This is a genomic window from Leucobacter sp. USHLN153, assembly GCF_037145615.1.
Taxonomy (GTDB): domain Bacteria; phylum Actinomycetota; class Actinomycetes; order Actinomycetales; family Microbacteriaceae; genus Leucobacter.
Map to the genome: position 1 here is coordinate 189426 of NZ_JBBCXE010000002.1, position 11633 is coordinate 201058.

Annotated in this window: 10 protein-coding genes; 3 read left to right on the forward strand and 7 right to left on the reverse strand. The window is 68.8% G+C overall.

Annotated elements, in window-relative coordinates:
• Window positions 1–1106: 1106 nt before the first annotated feature.
• The gene (locus WFH00_RS04075) at window positions 1107–2039 is read right to left on the reverse strand and encodes a heme o synthase (RefSeq protein ID WP_336659348.1); all 933 of its coding nucleotides are present in this window, start codon (window positions 2037–2039) and stop codon (window positions 1107–1109) included.
• 83 nt (window positions 2040–2122) lie between these two features.
• Between WFH00_RS04075 and tkt the strand changes: the two genes are divergently transcribed.
• The 3 genes from tkt to WFH00_RS04090 are packed head-to-tail and all read left to right on the forward strand — an operon-like array spanning window position 2123 to window position 7002.
• A complete protein-coding gene (gene tkt, locus WFH00_RS04080) occupies window positions 2123–4210 on the forward strand; it encodes a transketolase (protein ID WP_336659349.1) in 2088 nt (695 codons plus the stop codon).
• A 30-nt stretch (window positions 4211–4240) separates the two neighbouring features.
• Complete coding sequence (tal, locus tag WFH00_RS04085; protein ID WP_336659350.1) at window positions 4241–5350, forward strand: transaldolase; 1110 nt, start codon at window positions 4241–4243, stop codon at window positions 5348–5350.
• On the forward strand, window positions 5350–7002 hold the full coding sequence (locus WFH00_RS04090; RefSeq protein ID WP_336659351.1) for a glucose-6-phosphate isomerase: 1653 nt from the start codon (window positions 5350–5352) through the stop codon (window positions 7000–7002). The genes tal and WFH00_RS04090 overlap by 1 nt, the downstream gene beginning before the upstream one ends.
• A 110-nt stretch (window positions 7003–7112) precedes the next feature.
• On the opposite strand, the gene WFH00_RS04095 is transcribed toward WFH00_RS04090, so the two are convergent.
• The 6 genes from WFH00_RS04095 to whiA all read right to left on the reverse strand — a co-directional run bounded on the left by WFH00_RS04095 (window position 7113) and on the right by whiA (window position 11625).
• Window positions 7113–7478, reverse strand: a complete 366-nt coding sequence (locus WFH00_RS04095; RefSeq protein WP_336659352.1) for an RNA polymerase-binding protein RbpA — start codon at window positions 7476–7478, stop codon at window positions 7113–7115.
• Between the two features lie 24 nt (window positions 7479–7502).
• Complete coding sequence (secG, locus tag WFH00_RS04100; RefSeq protein ID WP_336659353.1) at window positions 7503–7751, reverse strand: preprotein translocase subunit SecG; 249 nt, start codon at window positions 7749–7751, stop codon at window positions 7503–7505.
• 64 nt (window positions 7752–7815) lie between these two features.
• Entirely contained in the window at window positions 7816–8610 is a 795-nt protein-coding gene (gene tpiA / locus WFH00_RS04105) for a triose-phosphate isomerase (protein ID WP_336659738.1), read from the reverse strand.
• A gap of 68 nt (window positions 8611–8678) precedes the next feature.
• On the reverse strand, window positions 8679–9881 hold the full coding sequence (locus tag WFH00_RS04110) for a phosphoglycerate kinase (protein ID WP_336659354.1): 1203 nt from the start codon (window positions 9879–9881) through the stop codon (window positions 8679–8681).
• Window positions 9882–9911: 30 nt separating this feature from the next.
• Window positions 9912–10529, reverse strand: coding sequence for a superoxide dismutase (locus WFH00_RS04115; protein WP_336659355.1), 618 nt, complete (start codon window positions 10527–10529; stop codon window positions 9912–9914).
• A 115-nt stretch (window positions 10530–10644) separates the two neighbouring features.
• Window positions 10645–11625 (reverse strand): DNA-binding protein WhiA, encoded by a 981-nt coding sequence (gene whiA, locus WFH00_RS04120; protein ID WP_336659357.1) that lies wholly within the window; start codon window positions 11623–11625, stop codon window positions 10645–10647.
• Window positions 11626–11633 lie beyond the last annotated feature (8 nt).

Consider the following 11633-nt stretch of genomic DNA (forward strand, 5'->3'; position numbering starts at 1 on the left):
CCTCGAGCGTGCGTGAACTTGGTGACCGACTCGGTGAGGTGCTCCGGGGTCACGATGACCGTACGGTCCCAGTGAGGCTCTGTCCTGAGCAAATGGTCCATCGCGACAACGAGCTCAGGCCCGGGAGTGCCCGCCGCCGCCTCGACGACCGCGGTCAGGGGCGGCGATACAGGAAGAAGCAGTGGGTGATCGGTCCAGATCTCTGCAGGTGTATCGAGCAGCAGCAGGTATCGGTGTGAGCTTCGGTGCCCCCTCACGCCACGCCGTCGTATCGGGGCGACGCCGGGTGGCGCGGCGACGTCAACGGGAGCACCCACCGGCACTTGTACTGGGCAGCCCATGAGTGCGAGAGCTGTGATGTGACTGTAGCGATCCCCGGGACGAAGCTTCGGGAGCAACGCGAGTGCCCGTGCGACCAGGGAAGTCGCGGATGCATCGGCGATCCGCACACCGCTATGTGGGGCATGAAGACCGCGATTGCGGAGCTCTGCCGGAGTGAATCCCGCAGTCGCCCCTTCACGCACCGAGAACGGGCGGGTGCCGAAATGGTGGGAGATCCTCTGGAGAACGTGGTCCATGCCTCGAGTTTCGCGACTCGATGCCCGTGTTCCGGGCTTATCCACAACGAATCCCGAAATTCGCCCGGCATCCCCGAAATTCGGAATCTGTGAAGAGTTCAAGGAAGCGTGCATCGAGGACACGAACGACCCGAGCGAACGCGCACCCGATGGCGGTGAGGGGGCAAAACGTACGACCTTCCCCTCCGAAACACCGCCGAAAATGCACTTTCGGCGACGGGCCGGGACGACGCGAGAGGCGAACACGTCCCGGGGCTCGAGAGCCCAGATTTGGTCGCTTCGCGGCGGTGCTTCTCGCCAAAAGAGCACTTTTGGCGACGTGCAGGCGGGGACCAGCGGCGGAGAGGCGGACCCGGGACGGGATTACCGCGGGGAGAGGGCGGGCATCAGGGCGGCGACAGCCGCCGAGGGGCTCGAAAGCTCAGATTTGGTCGCTTCGCGGCGGTGGTTCTCGCCAAAAGAGCACTTTTGGCGACGTGCGGGCACGGAGAACGAGCGGCGGATCGCAACGCCCCCGGGCAGCCCGCGTTAGAAGGGCAGCAGCGCGTCGACCGCGATCAGCAGCGAGATCACCGAGAGGTAGATGTTCGCGGTGTGGAAGACCTGCATGGGCTTGCCGGCCTCGCCGCGGATCGCGTGGCTGTAGAGCTGATGCGCCTGGAAGATGAAATACCCGCCGAAGACGAGCGACGCGACCGTGTACGTCCAGCCCATGTCGGCGACCGGGATGAGCAGCAGGCTCGCGGCGACCGTGGCCCACGTATAGAGGATGACCTGCAGCCCCACGGTGACGCGCCCGCGCACGACGCCGAGCATCGGCACACCCGCGTTCGCGTAGTCGTTGCGATACTTCATCGAGAGCGGCCAGTAGTGCGCCGGCGTCCAGAGGAAGATGACGAGGAAGAGTACCCACGCGGGCCAGTCGAGAGACCCGGTGACCGCGGCCCAGCCGATGAGCACCGGGAAGCACCCGGCAATGCCGCCCCACACGATGTTCTGCTCGCTGTGACGCTTGAGCACGATCGTGTAAATGACGACGTAGAAGAAGATTGCGAGCGCGGACAGCCCGGCGGCCAGCCAGTTCGTCGTGGCGGCGAGCCAGACGACGGAGAGGAGGCCCATGACCCACGAGAAGATGAGCGCGTTGCGATCCGAAATCTCACCCGTGACGAGCGGCCGGTTCTCCGTGCGCTTCATCTTGCGATCCATGTCGCGATCGATGTAGCAGTTGAAGGCGCCCGCCGAGCCCGCGCTCATCGCGCCGCCGATGAGGGTCGCGAGCACCAGCCAGAGGCTCGGGAGCCCGCCCTCAGCGAGGATCATCGCGGGGACCGTCACCACGAGTAGCAGCTCCATCACGCGCGGCTTCGTGAGCGCGACGTAGTTCTTCAGGGTCCGTGAGAACGCGGGGCGCCCGCCATGCGGGCGGTGCTGAGTCTGGGCTGAGATCTGCGTGGACATCACCTCCTATGGTACCTCCCCGTTCGATAAGATTGTGCGAGGTGCGGGTAGGCCGTGTACCGCCTCCGGTGGAAAGGGATCTCTTGGCAAACGAACTGCAGTGGGACGAGCTCGACGATCGCGCGGTAGACACCGCACGCGTGCTGGCGGCTGACGCCGTCGAGAAGGTGGGCAATGGCCACCCCGGCACCGCGATCAGCCTGGCGCCGCTCTCCTATCTGCTGCACCAGAAGGTGCTGCGGCACGACCCGACCGACCCGAAGTGGGTGGGCCGCGACCGCTTCATCCTGTCGGTGGGCCACTCTTCGCTCACCCAGTACGTGCAGCTCTACCTGGGCGGCTACGGGCTGGAGCTCGAAGACCTCAAGAGTCTGCGCACTTGGGGCTCGAAGACCCCGGGTCACCCCGAGTACGGACACACCGACGGCGTCGAGATCACGACCGGCCCTCTCGGCCAGGGCCTCGCCTCGGCGGTGGGCTTCGCCTACGCGGCGCGGTACGAGCGCGGGTTGTTCGACCCCGAGGCGGCTCCGGGCACGAGCCCGTTCGACCACCACATCTACGTCGTCGCGGGTGACGGTGACCTGCAGGAGGGCGTGACGAGCGAGGCGTCCTCGCTCGCGGGCCACCAGGAGCTCGGCAACCTCATCGCGATCTACGACTCGAACCAGATCTCGATCGAGGACGACACCGACATCTCCTTCTCCGAGGACGTCGCGAAGCGCTACGAGTCCTATGGCTGGCAGGTGCTCGAGGTCGACTGGAAGAAGACCGGCGTCTACGCCGAAGACATCCACGAGCTCCACGCGGCGATCACCGCGGCGCAGGCCGAGACCGCGAAGCCGAGCCTCATCATCCTGAAGACGATCATCGGCTGGCCCTCCCCTGGCAAGCAGAACACGGGCGGCATCCACGGTTCGAAGCTCGGCGGCGAGGAGATCGCGGGCCTGAAGCACGCGCTCGGCTTCGATCCGGATCAGCACTTCGTTGTCGCGCCCGAGGTCATCGAGCGCGCGCGCGGCGCCGTGCAGCGCGGCGCTGAGAAGCGCAAGGAGTGGCAGACGGGCTTCGACGCCTGGGCGGACGCGAATCCGGAGCGCAAGGCGCTGTTCGATCGGCTCGAGGCCGGCGAACTTCCCGCAGAGGCGCTCGCGGTGCTGCCCGCGTTCGAGCCGGGCGAGAGCATCGCGACGCGTTCAGCGAGCGGCAAGGTGCTCGCCGCGCTCGGCCCCGTGATGCCCGAGCTGTGGGGCGGCTCCGCTGACCTCGCAGGATCGAACAACACCACGATTCCGAACGCGCCCTCCTTCGTGCCCGCCGACCACTCCACGAAGTCGTGGCAGGGCGACCCCTACGGGCGCGTGCTCCATTTCGGCATCCGGGAGCACGCGATGGGGGCGATCCTCAACGGAATTCAGCTCCACGGCAAGACCCGTAGCTACGGCGGCACCTTCCTCATCTTCAGCGATTACATGCGCCCGGCCGTGCGCCTGGCGGCGCTCATGAACGTGCCGTCGGTGTTCGTGTGGACGCACGACTCGATCGCGCTCGGCGAGGACGGCCCGACGCATCAGCCGATCGAGCAGCTGGCAACGCTCCGGGCGATCCCGAACCTCTCGGTGGTGCGTCCGGCGGACGCGAACGAAACCGCGATCGCCTGGCACGAGATTCTCACGCGGACCGCGGGGCCTGCCGGGCTCGCGCTGACCCGTCAGAACGTGCCGGTGCTCCCCCGCGGCGGCGACTTCGCCTCGGTCGAGGAAGCTGCCGATGGCGTGCGCCGCGGTGCCTACGTGCTCGCCGACTCGCCCACGGCATCGACCGACGTGCTGCTCATCGCGACGGGCTCCGAGGTGCAGCTCGCGGTCGAGGCGCGCGAGCGTCTCGCGGCTGAGGGTGTCGGCGCGCGCGTCGTGTCCGCCCCCTGCCTCGAGTGGTTCGCGGAGCAGAGCGAGGAGTACCGCGAGAGCGTGCTGCCGAAGGCCGTCACCGCGCGCGTGAGCGTCGAGGCCGGCCTGTCGCTCGGCTGGGAGCGCTTCGTCGGCGATCGCGGCCGCTCCGTCTCCATCGAGCACTTCGGCGCTTCGGCTGACTACGAGACCCTGTTCCGGGAGTTCGGGATCACGACGGACGCCGTCGTGGCCGCCGCCCAGGCGTCGCTCGCCGCGTAACCCCGACCCCGATCGAAAGGACTGAACGCGATGTCGAATTCACGAACCGCATCTCTGAGCGAGGCGGGCGTCAGCATCTGGCTCGACGATCTCTCGCGGAAGCGCCTCGAGAGCGGTGAGCTCGCTCGGCTCATCGAGGAAGTGAACGTCGTCGGTGTGACGACGAACCCCACGATCTTCGCGAACGCCATCGGCGGGGGCGACGGATACGGTGACCGGCTCGCGGACGCCGCCGGCCGCGGTCTCGACACCGATGCCGCGATCGTCGAGCTGACGACGGCCGACGTCGCGGACGCCTGCGACCTGTTCGCCGGCGTGTACGCCTCCTCGGACGGGCGCGACGGCCGGGTGTCGATCGAGGTCGAGCCCGGCCTCGCCCGCGACACGGCCGGCACGGTGGCCCAGGCCCGGGAGTTGTGGCAGCGCGTCGACCGCCCGAACGCGATGATCAAGATCCCCGCGACCGTCGAGGGCCTCGACGCGATCACGGAGACCATCGCGGCGGGCATCAGCGTCAACGTGACCCTGATCTTCAGCCTCGAGCGGTACCGCGCCGTCATCAACGCCTACCTCTCGGGTCTCGAGCGGGCGCGTGCCGCGGGTATCGACCTCTCGACGATCCACTCGGTCGCCTCCTTCTTCGTGTCGCGCGTCGACACCGAGGTGGATCGGCGACTGCGCGAGGTCGGGACCCCCGAGGCGCTCGCGCTCACCGGTCAGGCGGGCATCGCCAACGCCCGTCTCGCTTACGAGGTGTTCGAGCAGTCGTTCGACACGGAGCGAGCGCGCTTCCTCATCGAACTCGGCGCGAACCCGCAGCGGCCGCTCTGGGCGTCGACGGGCGTGAAGGATCCGGCGCTCCCCGACACCGCGTACGTCGCCGGCCTCGTTGCCCCGAGCACCGTGAACACCATGCCGGAGGCGACGCTGAACGCATTCGCCGACCACGGTGAGGTCACGGGCGACACCGTCACGGGCGGCTACGCGGAGGCGAATCAGCTGCTCAACGCGATCGACGGGCAGGGCATCTCGTACGTCGAGGTGACCGATCTGCTCGAGCGCGAGGGCCTGCAGAAGTTCGACGACTCCTGGGCCGAGCTGCAGGGCACGGTCGAGCGGGCGCTTCGCGAGGCGCGCTGATGTCGGCCGTCGAGGTGTCGGTTCCCACGGGAGTGGCCGAGGCGAATGCGGCGCTCACCCAGCTCGTCGAGGATCAGGTCGCCTCGCGCATTTTCGCGCACGACGCCTCGCTCTGGGGCGCTGACGCTGCGGAGGAGGCCGCGATCCGGCTCGGGTGGACCGAGGTCGCCACTGCCGCGGCCGAGCTCCTCCCGCGCATCGCGCGTCTCCGCGAGGAGTTCCACGCCGATGGCGTCGATCGCTTCGTGCTCTGCGGGATGGGCGGATCGAGCCTCGCGCCCGCGGTCATCACGCAGTGGGCCGGCGCCGATCTGACCATGATCGACTCGACCTACCCGACGGCGGTGCGGCGCGTGCTCTCGGGCGACCTGTCGCGCACCGCCGTGATCGTCAGCTCGAAGTCGGGCGGCACGATCGAGACACGCAGCCACCTGGCCGCGTTCGAGGACGCCTTCCGCACGGCGGGGATCGAGCCCGCGGGCCGCATCGTCATCGTCACCGACCCGGGCTCGCCGCTCGAGGAGGAGTCGCGCGCCGCAGGCCGCCACGTTTTCACGGCCGACCCGAACGTCGGCGGGCGATTCTCCGCGCTGACGGCCTTCGGCCTCGTGCCGTCCGGTCTCGCGGGCGTGGACCTCGAGCGGTTGCTCGACAACGCTGCCGCGGTGCGCGAGGCGGTCGCGGCGGATTCGCCCGAGAACCCGGCGCTCCAGGTCGCAGCTGCGATCGCTGCGGGTCTCCCCCGGCGCTTCGTGCTCGCCGTCACCGAGTCGCCGACCGCGAAGTGGGGTCTCGGGCGCTGGATCGAGCAGCTCGTCGCTGAGTCGACGGGCAAGGACGGGCAGGGGGTGCTGCCGATCGCGCTCGACGCCTCGGCGCCCGAGTTGACGGACGTGCCCGAGAGCGCGGTCGTTGTCGGTGTGTCCGACTCGGGCACTGCGGGCGCGGATACCGCGGCCCTGTTCGCCCCGGCCGACCCCGCGATCAGCGTCGCCGCGTCGCTCGGCGCGCAGTTCCTCGTCTGGGAGGTCGCGACCGCAGCGCTCGGCCGACTCATGGGTATCGACCCGTTCAATCAGCCCGACGTGGAGTCCGCAAAGGTCGCGGCGCGCGAGGCGCTCGCGAGTGATGATGCCGCCGCTGAGCCCAGCGGTACGACGCTCCCCGGCCTCGCGGGCGCACGCCTGCTCGCGGCGCCGGAGGGCGTCGAGCTCGAGGGCACCGCGGCCGACGCCGACGCGCTCGCGCGAGCCCTGCGCGACGCGGCGGTCGGTGCCGGTTACGTTTCGCTGCAGGCGTACCTCGACCCTCAGGGCGAGGTCGCCGATCCGCTGCGCGAGTTGCGCGACCTGCTCGCGCGTTCGCTCCGGGTGCCCGTCGCACTCGGCTGGGGCCCGAGCTATCTCCACTCGACCGGTCAGCTGCACAAGGGCGGCCCCTCGGCTGCGCTCTTCCTGCAGCTCTCGGCGGCGGATCCCGAGCCGCTCCCGATTCCGGGCGCCGAGCGGGGCTTCGACGCGCTCATCACCGCCCAGGCGCGTGGGGACCGCGGCGTCCTCGCGGAGCGCGAGCGCCCCGTGTTCGCACTCGCGGCCTCGGATCCCGCGGCGACGATCCGCGCGCTCATCGAGGCGCTCGAACGCGCCGAGTAGCGCCCGCTCGCGATCGTTCGGGCCAGCCGTTCCGAACAGTGAAACGCGAAAGGCCCCCGTGGGAAATCTCCCCGGGGGCCTTTCGCGTTTCGACAACGTCCCGTTCGGCGTTACGCCGACTTCCGCGCCGTTCCGCGCCGCATGCGCAGCTTCTCGAGCGCGGCCTCGAGCAGTTCCTCCGCTTCTTCGGGCGTGCGGCGCTCCTTGACGTACGCGAGGTGCGTCTTGAACGGCTCGTTCTTCAGGAGCTGCGGTGGGTTCTCCCGGTCGCGCCCCGCCGGAAGTCCGGTCGTCGGGGAGTCGATCTGATCCGGGATCTCCTCCTCGGGGACGTCCGCTGCGAAGTAGCGGACCGTCTCATTTCCAAGGGCGTCCCAGTACGAGATCTGCGTGCGCTCGGCGCGCGAGCCGTGATCCTTCTCCCCCATGGGGCCGGATCCGACGCGGGCGCCGCGAATGGCGTTGCTGCCTGCCACGAATTGCCTTTCTACTGCTGTTAATCAGACGACGGAGAACCGGGCGATGAGCCCGAGACCGACGACCGATGCGAACCACACGAGTGACACCACGATGGTGATGCGGTTCAAGTTGCGTTCTGCGACGCCTGAAGAGCCCAGGCTTGAAGTCACGCCCCCGCCGAACATGTCGGAAAGACCGCCGCCGCGCCCCTTATGGAGCAGGATGAACAGGGTCAGCAGCAAGCTCGTGAGCACCAGGATGACGAGCAGAATGATCTTGAGGATGAGCACGAAGTTGCACCTTTCGGGGTTCGGGCGCGAACAGCCAAATTCCAGTATACCGGTGAGCGGAAGGTCAGGCCGCCGTCACATGCTTCTTGAACTGCACGATGCGCGAGAACTCGTCCGCCTTCAGGCTCGCGCCGCCCACGAGGGCGCCGTCCACGTTCGGCTGACCGAGGAAGCCGGCGATGTTCTGGCTGGTCACCGATCCACCGTAGAGGATCCGGGTCGCGGCCGCCCGCTCGTCGTCGCGCACGTCTCGCAGGCGCTCCCGGAGCGCGCGCGCGACGTCCTCCGCCTGCTGCGGCGTTGCGGCCTGACCGCTGCCGATCGCCCACACTGGCTCATACGCCACCACGAACTCGGCGTCTCGAGGCAGGTGCTCGAGGGCAGCGGTGATCTGAGCGAGCGGGATCGCCGCGGCGCCATGCTGCTCCAGGTCTTCCGCGGTCTCGCCCACGCAAATGACCGGCACGACACCCGCTGCGCTGGCGGCGCGAGCTTTCAGGCCCACCGTCTCATCGCTTTCGCCGTGCCCGCCGCGTCGCTCCGAGTGGCCGACGAGCGCGTAGGCGACATCGAGCTTCGCGAGCATCGCCGCGGAGATGTCGCCCGTGTACGCGCCGGACTCATGGGGAGACAGGTCTTGGGCACCGAGCGCGAGCGAGAGCTTGTCGGCCGCGAGGAGCGTCTGCACCGAGCGCAGGTCCGTGAACGGCGGGAAGACCGCGACCTCGGTGGCCGCGTAGTCGTGGCGCGCATCCTGCAGTGCCCATGCGACCTTCTGCACCAACGCGATGGCCTGCAGATGGTCGAGGTTCATCTTCCAATTGCCGGCGATGAGCGGGGTGCGCTCGACAAACGGCAGCGGTTCGCGCTGCGCTGCATTGTCGACCGACGCTGCGCCGGACTCAGCGGCCTCGGCCGCGGCGCCGCTCACGCGAGCACCTCGAGACCGGGGAGCGACTTGCCCTCGAGGAACTCGAGGCTCGCTCCGCCGCCGGTCGAGATGTGACCGAACTGATCGTCGGAGAAGCCGAGGGCGCGCACTGCTGCAGCGGAGTCTCCCCCGCCGACGACGGTGAACGCCGAAGTCTCGGTCAGCGCGCGGGCAACCGTGCGCGTGCCCGATGCGAAGGCCTCCATTTCGAAGACGCCCATCGGCCCGTTCCAGAAGACGATCTGCGAGCCGGCGATCTCACGCGCGAAGGCCTCGGCCGAATCGGGTCCGATGTCGAGCCCGATGCCGGAGGCACCGAAGCTCGATGACTCGATCGCGTCCGCGGCGACGACCTCGTGGGCGGCATCGTCGCCGAAGCGTTCGGCGACGACCACGTCGGTGGGCAGCACGATCCGCACGCCCCGCCGCTCTGCCTCGGCGAGATAGCCGCGCACGGTGTCGAGCTGGTCCTCTTCGAGGAGGCTGGAGGCGACCGCGTGGCCCTGTGCGCGGAGGAACGTGAACAGCATGCCGCCGCCGATGAGGAGGGTGTCGACCCGATCGAGCAGGTGCGCGATCACGCCGAGTTTGTCGGAGACCTTCGAGCCGCCGAGCACGACCGTGTAGGGCCGCTTCGGATCCACGGTGAGGCGTTCGAGCACCTCGAGCTCCGCCGCGACCAGGCGCCCCGCGGCGCTCGGGAGCAGCTGCGCGAGTTCGTACACGCTCGCCTGCTTGCGGTGCACGACGCCGAAGCCGTCCGAGACGAAGGCATCGGCATATGCGGCCAGCTGCTCCGCGAAAGCTCGCCGCTCGGCAGCGTCCTTGCTCGTCTCCGCGGCATTGAACCGGAGGTTCTCGAGAAGCATCACCTCGCCGTCGGAGAGGTCGGAGACCGCGGCCTGCGCGGCATCTCCGACCGTCTCCTCGACGAAGCGCACCTGCGCACCCAGGAGCTCGCTCATGCGTTCGGCCACCGGTCGCAGTGAGAACTGCGGATCGGGCTCGCCCTTCGGGCGGCCCAGGTGGCTGATGAGCACGAGCTTCGCGCCGGCGTCGCGCAACTCGCGGATCGTCGCGAGCGAAGCGCGGATCCGTCCGTCGTCGGTGATGACGCCGTCGCTGAGCGGCACATTGAGATCACACCGGACGATGACCGTCCGCGAACGCAGTGATCCCAGGGTTTCTATGGTGCGCATGGGGTGCGTGTACTCCTCGGGTCGCGGGTCTTAGATCAGGCCGGGGGTCTGCGTGCGCGCGCGATCGAAACGCGCAGCGACGTCCTGCCAGTTCGCGAGGTTCCAGAACGCCTTGACGTAGTCCGCCTTGACGTTGAGGTAGTCGAGGTAGAAGGCGTGCTCCCACATGTCGAGCATGAGCAGCGGCGTCAGGCCGAGCGGCACGTTCGACTGCTGATCGAAGAGCTGGAAGATCGAGAGGCGCGATCCGATCGAGTCCCACGCGAGCACCGACCAGCCCGAGCCCTGGATGCCGTTCGCCGCGGCGGCGAACTGCGCCTGGAACGCGGCGAACGAGCCGAACTGATCCTTGATCGCCGCAGCGAGCTCGCCCTCGGGTTCCCCGCCGCCCTCCGGCGACAGGTTGTTCCAGAAGACGGTGTGGTTCGTGTGACCGCCGAGGTGGAACGCGAGGTCCTTCTCGAGGCGGTTGATGTTCGCGAAGTCGTTGTTCTCGCGAGCTTCGCCGAGCTGCTCGAGGGCGTTGTTCGCGCCGGTCACGTAAGCCTGGTGGTGCTTGTCGTGGTGCAGCTGCATGATCTTGCCGCTGATATGCGGCTCGAGAGCGGCGTAATCGTAAGGAAGATCAGGAAGTGAGTAAGCAGCCATGTGGCGCTCCAATCTCTCGAGGAACAGTGGTCCTTCTCAGTCTATGGCGCGGCACGGCCCCTCGGGCGGGAAACCGGTCGCACTCAGTGGCCGATCCGCCGATGTTCGCTCTCCGCTATATCGAGTCGAGCTCGTCGGGCAGGCTCGCCTCGGTACCGGGGATGCCGCGCACGGAGGCTTCCTTGTCGGCCATGGCGAGCAGGCGGCGGATCCGCCCCGCGACCGCATCCTTCGTGAGCACGGGTTCCGCGCGCGCACCGAGGTCGTCGAGGCTCGCCTCGCGGTGCTTGAGGCGCAGCTCACCTGCGTAACGCAGGTGCTCGGGAACGGTGTCGCCGAGGATCTCCAGCGCGCGTTCCACACGGGCGCAGGCAGCCACCGAGGCCTGAGCGGAGCGCCGCAGGTTCGCGTCATCGAAGTTCACCAGGCGGTTCGCGGTCGCGCGCGTCTCCCGTGCGCGGCGGAGCTCGTCCCAGCTCGTGCGGGCCTGCTCCGCGCCCATCAGGCCGAGCATCTGGCTGATCGCCTCGCTGTCGCGGATCAGGACCTTGTGCTGGCCTCGGATCTCGCGGCTCTTCGTGTCGACGCCGATCCTGCTCGCCGCGCCCACGAGCGCCATTGCGACCTCGTTGCTCGGGCACGCGATTTCGAGGCTGGCGGATCGGCCCGGCGCCGTGAGCCCGCCGCGTGCGAGGAACGCGCCGCGCCAGATCGCCGCGAGTTCGGCCTGTGCTCCGGTCGTCAGTCGGTTCGGGAGGCCGCGGATTTGACGGCGTCGCTGGTCGAGGAGCCCGAGCTGACGGGCGAGGGTCTCACCGTCGATCACGCGGACGAGGAACTGCGGCGCACCCGGGCGGGTGCTCGACGGCGGCAACTGCTTCGCGTCGGACCGAATGCCGTACAGCTCTGCGAGGTCCTTGCGCACGCGCTGCACGATCTGCGGGGTGTGCAGCTCGGCCTCGAGGGCGATGCGGCCGGAGATGGTGTGCAGTCCGCCTGCAAGACGGAGGATCGTGGCGACCTCGGCGACGCGTTCGCCGGTGCGCTGCACCGCGAATCGCACGAGTTCGCTCTTGACCTCGGGGGTAGACAGCACGAATGGGG